Annotated in this window: 19 protein-coding genes and 1 pseudogene; 6 read left to right on the top strand and 14 right to left on the bottom strand. The window is 53.5% G+C overall.

The window, feature by feature from the left end:
• Window positions 1-55: 55 nt before the first annotated feature.
• From H627_RS0113865 to H627_RS18480, 4 genes are all read right to left on the bottom strand, one after another.
• On the bottom strand, window positions 56-250 hold the full coding sequence (locus tag H627_RS0113865; protein ID WP_027827606.1) for a hypothetical protein: 195 nt from the start codon (window positions 248-250) through the stop codon (window positions 56-58).
• Between the two features lie 102 nt (window positions 251-352).
• Complete coding sequence (locus H627_RS0113870; RefSeq protein ID WP_027829413.1) at window positions 353-625, bottom strand: bacteriocin immunity protein; 273 nt, start codon at window positions 623-625, stop codon at window positions 353-355.
• Window positions 626-652: 27 nt separating this feature from the next.
• Window positions 653-994 carry a DsrE family protein gene (locus H627_RS0113875; RefSeq protein ID WP_027829414.1) on the bottom strand — a complete coding sequence of 114 codons (342 nt, stop codon included), beginning with the start codon at window positions 992-994 and terminating at the stop codon, window positions 653-655.
• Complete coding sequence (locus tag H627_RS18480; RefSeq protein WP_051225450.1) at window positions 984-2,438, bottom strand: DUF2252 domain-containing protein; 1,455 nt, start codon at window positions 2,436-2,438, stop codon at window positions 984-986. The genes H627_RS0113875 and H627_RS18480 overlap by 11 nt, the downstream gene beginning before the upstream one ends.
• 205 nt (window positions 2,439-2,643) lie before the next feature.
• Here H627_RS18480 and H627_RS20955 point away from each other — a divergent pair, with 205 nt between their 5' ends.
• Window positions 2,644-2,727, top strand: a complete 84-nt coding sequence (locus H627_RS20955) for a putative holin-like toxin (RefSeq protein ID WP_220095856.1) — start codon at window positions 2,644-2,646, stop codon at window positions 2,725-2,727.
• A gap of 190 nt (window positions 2,728-2,917) precedes the next feature.
• Here the strand turns inward: H627_RS20955 and H627_RS18485 are convergent, their stop codons facing one another.
• Window positions 2,918-3,589: a DNA-3-methyladenine glycosylase gene (locus H627_RS18485; protein ID WP_051225451.1), complete on the bottom strand. Its 672-nt coding sequence runs from the start codon at window positions 3,587-3,589 to the stop codon at window positions 2,918-2,920.
• A gap of 54 nt (window positions 3,590-3,643) precedes the next feature.
• Between H627_RS18485 and H627_RS0113895 the strand changes: the two genes are divergently transcribed.
• Window positions 3,644-4,015, top strand: a complete 372-nt coding sequence (locus tag H627_RS0113895) for a DUF488 domain-containing protein (RefSeq protein ID WP_027829415.1) — start codon at window positions 3,644-3,646, stop codon at window positions 4,013-4,015.
• A 64-nt stretch (window positions 4,016-4,079) separates the two neighbouring features.
• Here the strand turns inward: H627_RS0113895 and H627_RS18490 are convergent, their stop codons facing one another.
• Window positions 4,080-4,463 carry a hypothetical protein gene (locus tag H627_RS18490; protein WP_051225452.1) on the bottom strand — a complete coding sequence of 128 codons (384 nt, stop codon included), beginning with the start codon at window positions 4,461-4,463 and terminating at the stop codon, window positions 4,080-4,082.
• 93 nt (window positions 4,464-4,556) lie between these two features.
• Window positions 4,557-5,657 (bottom strand): PcsB-like coiled-coil domain-containing protein, encoded by a 1,101-nt coding sequence (locus H627_RS20960; protein ID WP_027829416.1) that lies wholly within the window; start codon window positions 5,655-5,657, stop codon window positions 4,557-4,559.
• A gap of 298 nt (window positions 5,658-5,955) precedes the next feature.
• On the opposite strand from H627_RS20960, the gene H627_RS0113910 reads away from it, so the two are divergent.
• Window positions 5,956-6,354: a GntR family transcriptional regulator gene (locus tag H627_RS0113910; protein ID WP_035441168.1), complete on the top strand. Its 399-nt coding sequence runs from the start codon at window positions 5,956-5,958 to the stop codon at window positions 6,352-6,354.
• Window positions 6,355-6,476: 122 nt separating this feature from the next.
• Here H627_RS0113910 and H627_RS0113915 read toward each other — a convergent pair whose 3' ends face one another.
• Both H627_RS0113915 and H627_RS0113920 read right to left on the bottom strand, forming a co-directional pair.
• Window positions 6,477-7,586 (bottom strand): lactate oxidase, encoded by a 1,110-nt coding sequence (locus tag H627_RS0113915; RefSeq protein WP_027829418.1) that lies wholly within the window; start codon window positions 7,584-7,586, stop codon window positions 6,477-6,479.
• 204 nt (window positions 7,587-7,790) lie between these two features.
• Window positions 7,791-8,894 (bottom strand): phosphomevalonate kinase, encoded by a 1,104-nt coding sequence (locus H627_RS0113920; protein ID WP_027829419.1) that lies wholly within the window; start codon window positions 8,892-8,894, stop codon window positions 7,791-7,793.
• Between the two features lie 241 nt (window positions 8,895-9,135).
• Here H627_RS0113920 and H627_RS0113925 point away from each other — a divergent pair, with 241 nt between their 5' ends.
• Window positions 9,136-10,170 (top strand): branched-chain amino acid aminotransferase, encoded by a 1,035-nt coding sequence (locus H627_RS0113925; protein WP_027829420.1) that lies wholly within the window; start codon window positions 9,136-9,138, stop codon window positions 10,168-10,170.
• A gap of 66 nt (window positions 10,171-10,236) precedes the next feature.
• Window positions 10,237-10,455, top strand: a complete 219-nt coding sequence (locus H627_RS0113930) for a hypothetical protein (protein WP_027829421.1) — start codon at window positions 10,237-10,239, stop codon at window positions 10,453-10,455.
• A 68-nt stretch (window positions 10,456-10,523) separates the two neighbouring features.
• Here the strand turns inward: H627_RS0113930 and H627_RS20200 are convergent, their stop codons facing one another.
• Both H627_RS20200 and H627_RS20205 read right to left on the bottom strand, forming a co-directional pair.
• Window positions 10,524-10,661, bottom strand: a complete 138-nt coding sequence (locus H627_RS20200) for a hypothetical protein (RefSeq protein WP_155827945.1) — start codon at window positions 10,659-10,661, stop codon at window positions 10,524-10,526.
• A gap of 267 nt (window positions 10,662-10,928) precedes the next feature.
• Complete coding sequence (locus H627_RS20205; RefSeq protein ID WP_152319406.1) at window positions 10,929-11,114, bottom strand: hypothetical protein; 186 nt, start codon at window positions 11,112-11,114, stop codon at window positions 10,929-10,931.
• A 262-nt stretch (window positions 11,115-11,376) separates the two neighbouring features.
• Between H627_RS20205 and H627_RS0113940 the strand changes: the two genes are divergently transcribed.
• Entirely contained in the window at window positions 11,377-12,537 is a 1,161-nt protein-coding gene (locus H627_RS0113940; protein WP_027829422.1) for a cation:proton antiporter, read from the top strand.
• On the opposite strand, the gene H627_RS0113945 is transcribed toward H627_RS0113940, so the two are convergent.
• The 3 genes and pseudogenes from H627_RS0113945 to H627_RS20530 form a co-directional block, all read right to left on the bottom strand.
• Window positions 12,491-13,258, bottom strand: a complete 768-nt coding sequence (locus H627_RS0113945) for a glycosyltransferase family 2 protein (RefSeq protein ID WP_051225453.1) — start codon at window positions 13,256-13,258, stop codon at window positions 12,491-12,493. The two genes, H627_RS0113940 and H627_RS0113945, sit on opposite strands and share 47 nt — an antisense overlap.
• Before the next feature lie 131 nt (window positions 13,259-13,389).
• On the bottom strand, window positions 13,390-14,202 hold the full coding sequence (gene thiD, locus H627_RS0113950) for a bifunctional hydroxymethylpyrimidine kinase/phosphomethylpyrimidine kinase (RefSeq protein ID WP_027829424.1): 813 nt from the start codon (window positions 14,200-14,202) through the stop codon (window positions 13,390-13,392).
• Between the two features lie 276 nt (window positions 14,203-14,478).
• A pseudogene (locus H627_RS20530) lies at window positions 14,479-14,663 on the bottom strand (IS110 family transposase); the annotation flags it as partial.

The following is a 14,663-nucleotide window of genomic DNA, read 5'->3' on the forward strand; positions in this document are numbered from 1 at the left end:
GGCCAAACCGTCGATTCCTTTGCGCAGGTCCGTTTTTCCGCAAATGATATAGATGTTAAGCTCTTGGATATTGGGGAACATTGCCTGTCAACTCCTGGAGCACCACGTGCAGAATTGCCCGGTCAACACCGGTGTAAAACACGACCTCGGCGTCCTTGAGCTTCACTCGTGCCGCAACCTGCGGTTTGACCAGCGGCTTCGGCGACCGGTCGGTCACCTGGATCGGCACGATATCTTTGATTTGAACCATGAAAGGCCTCCTTGTTTACTTGATAAACCAAGTTTACAAGGAGGCCTGCACCGGGTCACGATACCTATGTCAACGACCGCTTACACTTGATTAAGCGACACTCTATTTTGGAAACCACGACAGCGTGGAAAGACCAAAAGCCTCACTACGAGTAGGCTGATTAGCTTTAATCAACCGCATGTATAGTTTAAGGCCTTCCGGCGATATTTTTCGTGATACAGCGAGTTTATTCAATTGTAAGCCTAAATTCATCAGCACTTGGTGCACATTATTACCAGCAGTCAGTGCCGCAATACTTTCATCAATCATGCTTTTCTCGTTAGGTTGGTTGAATTGCATCTGTTTGAGTAGGTCAATTAATTCTTTACGCTCCATACGCAACACCCTCCATTCAAACAATCGTCAAGGCTTAATATACCGATATCCGGTATCCTGCAAAGCAATCAGATCAGCCACGCCGGCCGGTACCACTACAACGCCTGCCGGCAACTGCTCGGCTCTGACGCCATGACAATTCATCGCGTTATTGCATGCATGGAAACTGACATCCTGCGGTTGCAGTTGGGTAATGGTATCCCGCAAGCGGGTAACGAGATAGCCCATGATCGCGTCGCCATTGACCAGCACAACAATATCGTAGGCGGTTTGCTGGGATTGACCATACGCAATCAAGTTCTGAATGTTGCCCAGCGTGTGGTCCCACTTTTCTAATTCATCAATATGGAAAACGACTTTATTCGTCATCGTCGTCGTCCTCCTTCGTCGGGACAGCCAGCGTCTGATCCTTCACTGCCGCCGTGAAGGCATCATAGTCGGCATGGACTTGCTTGGCGTATGCCGTAGACCAGTCGATCAACGCATTGACCAATTTCTTCTTCTGGCCGCCATAACCGCGCACGATGGCCCCGGTAGGACTCTGAGCGTGGCCGCGGGCCAGCAGCAGGGCACAGATCCGGGCATAGGTATCGAAGTCGTCCTTATCCATCTTGCTGACGTCCAGGGACTCCTTCATGTCCCGGAACTGGCGGACGTAGAAGCTGCAGCCGGTGTCGTCATTGTGGTAGAAACCAAGGAAAGGATCGGACGCCCGCTGCAGAATCTGCTGGCAGGTGACGATCCGTTCGCCGTTATCCGGACCATCCTGGCTGAACCGGGTGGTCACGTCGAAGCCTTGGAACCGCCGGGTGGGCAATGCTTCTTTGATTTGCAGCACCAAATGGCTGCCATCGATCGCCGTTAACAGGACCAAATAGCAGCGGGTACCGAAACTGCCGACGCCCACACTGTGGCGGACAATATCGCTGACGTGGAATTGGGACAGCAGCACGGCCACATCCGGCTTGATCGTCTGCATATAGGTCCGCAGATGCGCATCGATTTCTTTGAAGCGCTTATCAGAAACATGCACAGTCCGGGGCGCGTTTTCCTTGAAGACCAGGCGGCCGCGGTCGTCCATCGTCGTGAACTTGCGGACGACCTGCTCAGAATCCCGCTGCGGCGCATTATCCTTGATCTTGCGCCACAATTTAGGCAGTGAGGCCCCTTCCGCTTGGGCGGTTAAGAAACTTTCGACTTCAGTGGAAAAATAATATCGCTCCAGCGCACTGTGATCGTCGAAACATTCAATGATAATTTGTTGGTAGGTTTGCACGGCGTGGCGCATAATATCAGCCAAATCATCATCATCCAGACTGATCTGTTCACCGGCTAGAATAATACTGACGAGCAGCCGCCGCACATCCCAATCCCAACTGCCGATCGTGGATTCATCGAAGTCGTTGACATCGAACAGCAGCTTGCGCTCAGGTGACGCGTAAAAGCCGAAGTTGCCAATATGTGCATCCCCAGCGATCACGACTGGGATATTCGTTGACGTCTGCTGGGCCAGATCATAGGCCATCAGTTCATCGGTGCCGCGGAAGAACGCAAAGGGCGACGCCGCCATGCGGGCGTGCCGCAAGGGTAAAAGCTCCTTGATCAAAGCACGCTCCACGTGCTGAATCCCCTGAACCACGTCGCGGTGGACGGGCTTGAATTCAGCCAGTTCACTGAATGGGACTTTATCCCGGACATTCTTCCCCATATCAGCCAATTCACTGATCGTATTCTTGATACGAATCTGACTCAGGTCATAACGCAGGCGGGACGCCTTCTTCGGCGCCGCCAAAGGCTTTGGTACTGTTGCCATTCCTGAATCCCCCTTTGTGGACATGTTTACCCTCCATTGTGGCGATCGAGAAACGGCAAGTCAACCGTGGGGCATTACAGCCCTGAATTAGCACTAGTGTACAGGCAATGCATATGATATTATCATTCGAGTAGAACCGCACGATTGGCTAGCCCCTGCACCCCGGAGGTGATGCCTATGGAAAAATCTGACTGCCGAGAAGCACATGAGCACGTACGAAGTGTTGTCGCTGTCAATTGCCTTTAGCATGTTAATTGTGGCAATCATGGCCTTCAAGTCAAAAAAATAACCGTCGGTCGACCCCCAACGGTTTGAAGTAACTCTTTGCTTTGAACTCGCGGCTGGCCGCCGATAAGACGGTTCCGCTCGGGGACGCCATCTCACTGACGTCCTTTTCTGTCTTTAAAGTAACATTTCTGGCCATTTCGGTCAATCAATTGCCATGGTGAAAATCCACTCCGCTATAGTATGTTCATCACTTATTTCCCGGGTAATATTTCCGTCGGCAGGACTCTACCGGCTTCTTTCAACCACCCCTGATCCGTCGTCCACGACCGCTTCGGTGTCTTCGACACCCACTGGTTACCGGCGACAAAGAACCGATACGGCCGGTCGTGCCAACCGCCGCTGCGCACGCCAACCCGGGCACTGCTGCCGATTTGGCGGGGCTGGCTCTGCCACTGATCCCCTAGCAGGATCGTCAGCGGTGCATCGGCCAGATTATGTAAATTCAACGCCTTATCCCGCACGCCAAACGCCCGGAACAGCTTGCCGGGCCCGTTGGTCAGCTCACCCACGGGCCGGCCCTCCCGGTTCTTGGTCATCACGTCCAGGCCCCACACCGGTTGAATCCCCCGCAGCAAGACCCCTTGGGGCACCTCGGCGTCTTGCACGGCGATGTCGCACATGAACAAGCCGCGGCGTTCATAGATGTAGATGGTGCCTGGCGGGCCATAGAGGGCCTCGTTTGCCGCAGAGCGGTGTCCTTGGTACGCATGGGCGGCATTGTCCGCCTGGCCCAAGTAGGCTTCCGTTTCCACGATCCAGCCGCCCACCAGTCCCGCCGGCGACCGATACAGCAGCGGCCGGCCCAGCAGGTCCTGGGCAATCTCTTGGGTCGGTCGGCCCGTGAAGAAATCTTGATACGCCAATTGTCTCTCTCCCTTTTTCCAGTAGATGATACACTTATCTTAGAGGTGACCTAGATGAGTGTCAAAATCAAACGTATTTATGGCGATCTGCTGCCGGATCCCAAAGACGGCTATCGAGTCCTAGTGGATCGGCTTTGGCCCCGCGGTGTTTCGAAAGTGAAGGCCGAACTGGACGAATGGGACAAACAAATTGGGCCCAGTAATGACCTGCGCAAATGGTTCGGCCACGACCCGGAGAAGTACCCAGAATTTAAGCAGCGTTACATCGCTGAGCTCGATGCCAACCCGGCCACGCCGGACTTTCTGCAGCTGATCAAAGAAAAAACGGCGGCGGGGCCCGTTGTCCTGCTCTTCGGCGCTAAGGACGAGACCCACAACCAAGCCGTGGTGCTGCAAGACTACTTAGCCCAGCATGGCATTCAATAGACAAATGCAGGCTTCCCGTTCATGCGCGGAAAGCCTGCATTTTAATTATGCGAATCGTAATCGATTAAACATTGCCGATTTCGTTGATCTCTTCCTCGGCTTGTTTGGTGATCTTGATTTCTTTCAGTCCCAGTTCCGCACTCAATGTATCCATCGCGGCGTCCCGGTTCTTGATGATATCCATATTGAAGATAATGTTCTTAATAACCCCATTTTGGTAATCGAAGCTCTCGAACTGAATGAAGGGGTCTTCTTCTTCGCTCCGTACTTCTTTATCAATGGCCTTGGCCAGCGCTTTCGCGTAAACAGCGTCTTTCATGTTGGCGGTGTCCTTCTCGGTAATATACCCGCGGGACATCAGGATCTTGCCCAACGCTTTAACGTCGTCTTTGATCTCAATTTTTGGAGCTTGTTCTTTTGCAGTGTCTTTTTTGTCGCTATCTGCCATAATTAATCGCCTCATGGTTTATTATAGCGCGTTTGCCACCCAATGATGAAAGAAAAACCCTCAGCGGACGGCTGAGGGTTGAAAATTTCATACTTATTCGACGGTCACGACGGCGGTAGTGACGCCGTATGAGGGAACGGAAGCGTTGGGCCAAGCCACATCCAGTTGGTTCGGATTGCTATAGGCGAACGTCCCGGTATCGTTGACCACCCGGTGGATCGTCGTGCCATCGGCGAAGACGATCTTCAAGCGGGTGCCCTTCGGATAGATGGAGAGGGCGGCGGCGACGCCGCCATAACCCATGCTGGAACCCAGTACAGCCGGGTCATAGAAGGAAATCTTCATAACCCGCATACTGGCACTGCTGCTGGCGCTATTACTGCTGGTATTGGTATTCGCGGTGCTCGTATTGACCGTGGCGGCACTGCTGTTGGCGCTGGCAGTTTGCTGCTGTTGTTTGGCGGCCAACGCTTCTTGCTGCGCTTTTTGAGCAGCCAAGGCTTGCGTTAATTGGGATTGCAACCCAGCCAAAGCTGATTTATTGTCGTTGAGTTCTTGTTGTAATTTGTTTTGCTGATCCTGAGCGGCCTTTTGTGCCGCCTTCAAATCATTTTGATCCTGAACGATCTGCTGTTTCTGCGATTGGAGCTGGTTTTCTTTCTGCTCCTGTTCGCTCTTCAGATCGGCCAGCTGCTTCTGGGCATCTTGGACAGCCGTTAAGGCATCTTTAGTGGCTCCAGAAATCTTGTTGACGGTGAAGGAGCGGCTGATCAGATCAGACAGGTTGTCGCTCTTCAGAATGAAATCAATGTAAATATTACCAGTAACGGTATCGGAATTCTGCTTCTGCAAAGCAACGAGTTGCTTCTTCAAGTTATCTTTGCGCTGCGTGATTTGGACTTGTGTGTCGGCAATCTTCCCGGACAATTCATTGATCCGCTGTTGAGCGGTATCAATGGCCTCCTCGGTACTATCCAGCTGGGACTGCTTGGCAACGACTTGCTTATTCAATTCGTTCAACTTGTTGGTTTGGTCATTGATCTGGTTGACCAACTGACTCGAAATATCTTTCTTGCTGCTGATCGCGGACTTCGCATCGGAGACCGAATCAGCGTGTACATTCACGGGATTGATGAGACCGGCGAACATGGTTATGACGGCGATCCCGGTTAATACGCGTGAGATTTTCTTCATGGTTGATGACCTCCTGAACTCTGTGATACACGATAACACGCCGATTGTTACAGTTTCGTAACGAGCTGTTTACAACTTGCAACGTGAAACATGTAAGGTCACAAAATTCGTAATAAAGGTGGTCCTATAACAATATTACCAAGGTCTGAAAACCATGAAACCGGCTAGATACAGGTATCAACCAAGGGTCAGCAAATAATGCAAACGGTCTATGAATGTCATAAATCGTGTTCTATAATATACTTAACTTGCCATTATTGAATTAATGCAAGCAATACAAACCAAGGCGGTGATTTTCGTGCAGTTTCACATCACGGAAGACAGTGCCCAGCCGATTTACATTCAACTGGCCCAACAGATCATCATTGGGGTGGCCATGGGCGACCTGCTCCCCGGCGAGCAGCTGCCGGCCACTCGGGTGCTGGGACTCAGCCTGAACATTGACCCGATGACCGTGTCGAAATCTTACCAGCTGTTAAAGCAGGATGGTTACGTGGAAGGCGACCGTCACCGGGGCACCCGGGTCAGTACCCAGCTCCCCATTACCACCGACGCCACGATCACGCCGGAGCTGACGGTGGCCTTAGCCAAGGGATTACTACAAGGCTTGACCATTCGGCAGTTGCAAGACCTGTGCCAAGAGATCATTTCTCGTTTCCACGCCTTACCTCAGGCATCATCAAAAATTACACAGTAGTTGCTATTATTCCCGTATTCGGATCTCCCATCCCCTTCCTTACCAGCATACGCGAAAAGCGCCTGATCGGACTATTCAGTCTGGTCAGGCGCTTTTCTTCTACTAATATTACTAATAACTAATTAAGCTGGGAAATGCGTCAGCTTGGCGTGCTTCACGTCTGCAATGGTCTTGGTCCCGGCCAATTGCATGTCGATCTTCAGCTCATCGTTTAAATGTTCAAAGACGCTTTGTACCCCTTGGGCGCCGCCCAAAGCCAGGCCATAAATAGCCGGCCGGCCAAAGGCAACCAGATCTGCCCCAGCGGCCAACGCCTTGAAGACGTGGGACCCGCGGCGGACACCGGAATCAAAGATGATCGGCACTTGATGGTTCACTGCCGCCGCAATGCTGGGCAGTACGTCGAAGGAAGCCGGACCACCGTTCAATTGCCGGCCGCCATGGTTCGATACGTATACCCCAGCGGCGCCGGCGCCAATGGCTTTCAAGGCGTCCTCAGGGGACATGATACCCTTGGCGATCACCGGCAGATCGGTGTAAGCAGCGATGCGTTCAATATCCTTCGGGCCAATCTTTTGCGCCGCCGCGGCATAAATTTCCGCAATGCCCTTGCCGGAGCCGTCGCCTTCGGAGTATTCCGTCAAGTTCGCCATTGGGATCGGGAACTGGAAGTGATTGCGCAGATCGTCCTCCCGGTATCCATCGACAGGCGCATCCAAGGTCAGGATGATACCTTTAATGCCGGCCTTCTTTGCTTCGTCCAGCAAATGGTGGTTGAAGTCCCAGTCCTTGCTCATGTACAACTGGAAGAATTGGGGCGCGCCGTTGCCAGCCGCCGCCGTATCTGCGATGGACGTGGAAGAATACGTACTTTGGGCCATCAGCGCACCAGCCGCCGCGACCCCGCGAGCGGTATCTTTTTCACCCTGGGAATGGGCTAATCCTTGGGCCGCTGTGGGGGCCATCATCAGGGGTGTCTTGAAATGCAATCCAAAGGCATCAGTTTCTGTGGCAGGATTCTCCATATCAGTCAGCGCACGGGGCACGATCTGGGCATGATTGAAGGCGGTGGTGTTTTCCCGTAAGGTCCACTCATCCTCGGACCCGCCGCGGATGTAACCAAAACCGCCCTTGGGAATAATTGCCTCGGCCTCTTTTTCCAGATCATTCAAGTTGAAAAAATCCAGCTTCTGTTCGCGATCGCTTTGTTCGTAACCATTTGTGACTGTCATAAAGAAATCTACCTCCATTTTTCAGAGCGCGGCGGTTGGAACCAGTGACGGTTATCCCGCCGACTATCGCCAGACGCTTATGTAAGCTCCTTGCTCGTTTGCTACAAGGTCTATTATATCCACTTACAAAAAGTAAGCGAGGGCTCTGCCATATTTTTCTGAAAAAAAACAGGCGAAGCGGTTGGGCTTCTCCTGTTGGCAAAATTATCGTGCTTCCCGCAAGCGCGGCACCACGGGCGGTTGAATCAAATGCACATTGAGCGGCAAGTGCTGCACGCCGATCTTGTGCCACTGGGCAATTAACGCATCGGCGTCCACGGTTCGGTCCAGAATGACGATGCCGCAATCGCCGCCGCCAGCGCCTGACGTCTTCGCGGCGCCGCCGGCTTGAATTGCCAAATCACACAGACTGGACAGTTTCATCGTCTCAATGTGCACGTGGCTGAATTGACTGAGCTGTTGCAGCAGGAACCGGTTGCGGCTGATCTGCTGTTTGATGACAGCGAGATTGCCATCGCGGAAACCTTGGACCAGTTTCTCCACGACTGCGCGGCTGCGCCGCAGGAATTGTTTATACTGCGCCTGAGATCGGGACGTGGCCGCCTTGATCTGGTCCACCAGATGGGACGTGGAGGCCGGCGAGCCGGTCCAGCCGATGAGCAGCCGCAGGCTCTGGGGCGGGGTGAGCAGTTCGATGTCCAATCCCGGCCAGGGCATCGTCAGCAATTCGCTGAGCGAAACCAGATTCCGCTGGGCCCGCAACCATTCCCGGTCAAAGGAGCGGTAGGCGATCCAGCCGCCAAAGACGCTGGCGGCGATGTCCCCCAGCGAACCGTTGCCTTGAATATCCAGATGGGCAATGGCCGACAGCTTGTAGATCTGCTCCTGACTCAACGCCAAGTTATAAAATTGGAGCAGCGCTTTAACGGTCCCCACCGTGACAGCAGCTGAACTGCCCAGACCGAACTTGCGGCCATCGGCGGAGTCCAAGTCAGAATCCACGTAGAGGTTGAATAACCGCAGTGGTTTGCCCTGTTCGCTGGCGTATGCTTCGGTGAGATGAATGGCGGACAAAATATAGTGGAAGGGATTGTCCCGATTGTCGAAGACCATCTCGTCCCCTTGGCGCCGCCAAATGAGGGAATTTTCTTGATATTGTTTCGATTGAATCCGGCCCATACCATGGGCGGGTTCCACCCGCACCGTCACGAATTGATTCAAGGCGACAATCACGGCCGGCTGCCCGGTTTCGACCACGGCGTATTCACCGGCAATATATAATTTTCCTGGTGCTTTGACTGTAATCACTGAAATAAGCTCCTGTATATGTGACATTCTTGTAAGTCCACGGAAAATATTACCAGTGATGGGCTATCCGGCGCAACTTATCCGAGGTATCTTTCCGAAATCATCAACATTATTGTCAAATCGCAAACCAGGTGTTCCCCCGCCCCGTCAAGAAAGTTACCAAAAATGTTGAGAAAGGGGTGGACAACTCAGAACATGAGAGTAAGATGTGTAAATAATTACTAAAAAAGAGGGGATATCCATGACTACTGATCCCAAGACTATTAATTGGTCAGACCTGGGTTTTGAATACATCCAAACACCATACCGCTTCGAGGCAAGTTACAAAGACGGGGCCTGGGAACCCGGCACACTCACCGAAGACCCTAATATTTCGATGAATGAGGGCTCACCGATCTTGCATTATGGCCAAGGCGCCTTCGAAGGGCTCAAAGCTTACCGCACTAAAGACGGCCGCATCCAGTTGTTCCGGCCGGATCAAAACGCTAAGCGGCTGCAACACTCTTCTGACCGCCTGCTCATGCCGGAGTATCCGGTAGATGATTTCGTCAACGCAGTGAAACAGGTCGTTGCCGCCAACGCGGACTATGTGCCGCCCTATGGGACTGGTGCCACCTTGTATATCCGACCGATGCTGATTGGGGTGGGTGAAAATATTGGCGTCCATCCCGCGCCGGAATATATCCTGCGCATCTTTGTCACGCCGGTCGGTCCCTACTTCAAAGGCGGCTTGACCCCCACAAGCTTCTTAGTGGTCAACTATGACCGGGCCGCCCATAACGGGACTGGCCAAAGCAAGGTCGGCGGGAACTACGCTGCCAGTCTGCTGGCCGGCCAAGAGGCCCATGAACACCACTACAGCGATGCGATTTACTTAGACCCCGTCCATCATCGCTATATTGAAGAAGTCGGTTCTGCCAATTTCCTGGCCTTCACCAAAGACGGCAAGACGTTGAAAACACCGAAGTCGCCCTTCATTCTGCCCAGTATCACCAAGTACTCCAGCCTGTATCTGGCCGAACACGTCCTGGGCATGCAGACCGAGGAAACCAAGATCAGTATTGATGAATTGGACGAATTCGGCGAAGTTGCTGCCTGCGGCACCGCCGCCGTCATTTCCCCCATCGCCGGCATTAAGTACGGCGACCACTATCATGTCTTTTATGATGAAAAGAAAGTCGGTCCGATCACCCATAAGCTGTATGATCTGCTCACTGGGATCCAGTTTGGCGACGTTGGGGCGCCTAAGGGCTGGATCCAGCAGGTTGAGGTATAATCTTTGACCATGATCTGACCTTCCGTTAGAATGCAATTGCATTCTAACGGAAGGAGCTGGTGGCGAATGAAACACTGGCAGAAACTGCTGGTTTGGTTGGCAATTGTTGCCGCAGTCTTGGTATTTCGCGCGCTTATCCCCTCACCGCCCGGTATCTTGCCGATCACGCTGCTATTATTTCTTTACCGACTAGTCGATCTCGTCGGCAGTGTCGCCCTGATTGCTGCCGTATTCACGATTGCCGCCATGATTCGCGATGGGTGGCAAAAGAGCAAGACACATTAAATTTGCAACCAAATAACCGGTGCTTGGCCTGGAAAGTTTCCTTTCTGGACAAGCACCGGTTATTTATTCTAGAAAAGATAATCGCGATCAATAAACACGTCAGTAACAAAATCCGTTGTTCGTTTCGCCTTGATCTGCACCCGGCCAGCCTGGCCCGGGCCCACCGGCTTCGGCTGCGTGGCCTTTGTCGTTGTGCGTGCAGCCACATTCCGTTGATCGTCATATGCACTGGCCCGTCTGGCAGCAGCATATAATCAATCACCCCAATAAACGTATCGGTCCCTGACTGATACGTCACATACAGAATCTCCTTCAATCCATGGAACAGCTCGCCCTCACTTGTCCGACAGTAGAAATAGAAGCTGCCGGCATCCTGATTCCCCGGCTGCAGCTCGCCTTGGATCACGGCAAACGTTGCCTTGTCCACCGGCGAGTATTTCCCAGGGAATAAGCGGCGCCTGGCTGTCTTTCTGCTAATTTTCTCCTGCTTGGCCAGAACAGCAACGAGTTCTTCCTGGGTCAAGGTGGGGATACGCCGTCAGTGAGATCTGTTCCGGATTGCTGGGTGCACTCACCGTCGCGGCCGTGACCGACCCAGCTGACAAGAAAACAAACAAACCCGCAACGATCACGAGCAAACCAGTCTTGATTTTACCCATCAGGACCACGCCTTCCCGTCATTCATCCATTGCAACCAATTCTCAGAGTATCTCAAGTTATCACCAATATAGCACGTTACGCAACCGCTTACAATTATTTAGACCAAAAAATATTGCGCCAGTTTCAAAATCCTGGTATCCTAGTCGTAGGTGCCAAACCTATTGGGACGCAGAGTTGCTGGCGGCGTAAGTCGTTTCGAAAACAGTTTCTGCGCCCCTTCTTTATTTTTCTGTCGGTAATTATTATAGAAAGGATCTACCCATGGCCATTCTCTTCCCCATCGTGCTTGTCCTGGCAGTGACGACGCTGCTGGCCCACTTTTCCCGCCGCTTGAATATGCCCGCAGTGGTCGGCCAGTTATTGGCCGGCATCCTGCTTGGTCCAGCGGTGCTTGGCTGGCTGCACCCCACGGAAGTGATGCATATCTTTTCTGAACTCGGGGTCATCGTTTTGATGTTCCTCGCCGGGCTGGAAAGCGACCTGCACTTATTGCGCCGCTTCCTCAAGCCCTCCCTGTACGTGGCCTGCATCGGCGTCGCGGCGCCGGTTCTCTTGATGGGCATCGCCAGCAAATTATTGGGGATGTCCGTGATTGAAAGCATCTTGGTCGGCATCGTCTTCTCCGCCACCTCCGTCAGTATTTCTGTGGACGTCTTGAAGGAAGAAAATGCCCTGAACCGGCCGGAAGGCGCAACGATCCTGGGTGCTGCCGTCGCCGACGATATTCTGGGCGTGCTGTTGCTGAGCTTCTTCATCAGTTTCGGTGGGGCCCACGCGGCCGGCGAACAGCCGAATATGTTCCTGACCATCGGTGAGCAGCTGCTCTTCTTCGGAGGTGTTGTCGTTCTGATCCGCTGGCTGGCGCCGCTGCTCATGCATCTCAGTGAAAAATTACTGGTCATTGCCGGCCCCACTTTAATGGCGATGATTATCTGTCTCGGGACCGCCTCCCTCGCTGATTTCGTCGGTCTGTCCGACGTCGTGGGGGCGTTCTTCGCCGGTGTCGCGGTGGCCCAAACACCGACAAAAAAAGAAGTGGACGCCAGCATCGAGCCCATGGGCTATGCTTTCTTCGTCCCCTTCTTCTTTGTGGGTATCGGCTTGCAGATGAAACTCGCCCTCAGTTGGGCAGACGTGCTCTTGATCGTCGTCTTCACTTTGCTGGCCGTTGTGACTAAGCTGTATGGCGGCATGGCCGGTGCGATGCTGGGCGGTTTTACCCAGCATCAAGGACTGACGATCGGCGCTGGGATGGTTTCCCGGGGCGAAATGGCCCTGATCACTGCCCAAATCGGCAACGATGCCGGGCTTTTCCCGGCCGAGCAATATCCGGCCATCGTCATCGTTATTTTATTAACGACGCTGTTGTCGCCGTTTATCTTGAAGCACTATTTGCATCAGACGCCAGTGCCCGCTGCTTGATCGCCGCCATTTCAGCAAACACTTCATCCTCTTGCCGGCTCATTTCCCACGTCCGGGAGTGAATCGTCGAGCCTGGCCGATTGATCTTGGTATACAGCACAACGGGGTTGTACCAGAAATTCTCCCCCGCCGCGGCGGCTTCAGTGGCGTACAGGTAATCTTCGGCAATTGTCAACCGGGTATCGTAAGTCACATGATGGGCCTGCAGCATTGCCCGGGAGAAGCCCTTGTTCCAAATGTACCCGCCAACTTCTGTGCCGTGCCGGGTCACCTGATCCAGCATGTCCGGTTTCGCAATCTGCTGCCACCGATCCCGCCCGCTGCGTTCGCCGCCGCGGCGGAACCAGCCGCCGCTCCAGGTATAACCAACGGCGACAATGTCGGCCTGGTGCTCTTGAAAGCCGGCAATCAGGGTGGCCGCAAAGCGGGGATCCACTTGATCATCCGCATCGACAAACGTCACGAGCGGTGCTGTCCCGGCATCCACGCCAGCATTGCGGGCCGCCGACGTCCCTTCATGCCGGGGCAGTGTCAGCACATGGAACCGGTCATCCGCAGCGGCCGCTTGCTTAGCCAGCGCCAGCGACTCATCGGTACTGCCGTCATCCACCAGCCACACGGCGAAGTCTGTACTGGTTTGTTGGCGTAAACTGGTTAACGAATTCTTGAAGTACCCGCCTAAGTTATAGAACGGGACGACGATATCTAATGTATGGGCCATCATGTCTGCCTCCTCTTTGAGTTGAGGGTCATCTTAGCCGCTGGCAGTAAGAAAGGCAAATGATATGCTTGGTACAAAATAACACCGGCTTCAGGGATGCACGCCCTAAGTCGGTGTTTTATGTCAACAACTTATTTCTGAACCTTCGGCGCCCAATGATTGATTGGGCCGAACTTATGCCCCACCGCGATTGGCTGGGCAATGGCCTCATACGTATATTGCTTGGCGATGCGGAACGCATCAGCGATGCTCGTCCCCTTGGCAATCTCCGCCGTGATGGCCGCCGACAGCGTGTCGCCGGTGCCGTTGATCCGGTCAGTCGCCACATACGGCGCGCTGAGCCAGAAGCCGGTACCGTCCTCTAGCAAGGCATAATCCCGCACTTCCTCTTGGTCGCCCGCATGGTGCGCGCCCTTGACCAGGACGTTTTTCGCGCCCAGATCCTGTAACTTTTGCGCCGCGGTAATCATATCCTCATCCGTCTTAATATCCATTTCAGCCAATTTCTGGGCTTCAAAGAAATTCGGGGTAATGACCGTCGCCAGAGGAATCAGTTCCTGGCGCAGCGTCTCGTAAGCACTCTCCTCCAGCAGCATGGCCCCGTGTTTGGTAATGATCACCGGGTCCAAGACCAGCGGCCCCACCGCACCATCCTGGACGTGGGCAGCCACCGTATGAATCAACTCGGAGTCAGACAGCATGCCGGTCTTGGCAGCGCGAATATGGAAGTCGGCCGCCAGCGTCTTGAACTGCTGAGCGATGAACGCGGTGGGCATGTTGTGGGCCGCGTCGATCCCATAGGAGTTGCCGGCGACCGCCGCCGTCAGGACGCACATGCCGTGCACGCCTAAAGTGAAGAACGTCGTCAGATCGGCTTCCATGCCGGCGGAACCGTCGGAATCCGCGCCAGCAATCGTTAGCGCTTGGGGAAATTCATTTGCCATGTCAAAACCCTCATTTCCTGATATTTTTCTTGCTTGGAGCCCATTATACATTGGCTTGCGCCTGCAAGACAGTTGTAAGCATAAAAGTAGGAATTTTGCTCCCACCTTGTTACCACAATAACCGTGGGGAGTGCATGAAGACTTGCGGTCTGAAGTCAAGAAGGTGCAGGAAGAAAATTGATGGTTAGTAAGAGCTTATGGCGTATACCTCCCCCAGCCCAGGAACGTGATGATTTTTCTGGGTAGTCCTAGCTTTCTAAGTTGTCGCTTGCCGCGTTAGACCACTTTGGCAGGCACGTACAGCTCATGATCAGATAACAGCTTATAGATCACGCGTACGAGCTTGCGAGCGGTCATAATGCAAGCACGTCGGTGTTGATACTTTGGTACCTCCCCGTATTTTTTGTCGTAGTACTTGGCGAATACGGGATCATGCACTCTTATCGAATTGGCAGCTTCAA

The organism is Schleiferilactobacillus harbinensis DSM 16991 (assembly GCF_000425885.1).
Taxonomy (GTDB): domain Bacteria; phylum Bacillota; class Bacilli; order Lactobacillales; family Lactobacillaceae; genus Schleiferilactobacillus; species Schleiferilactobacillus harbinensis.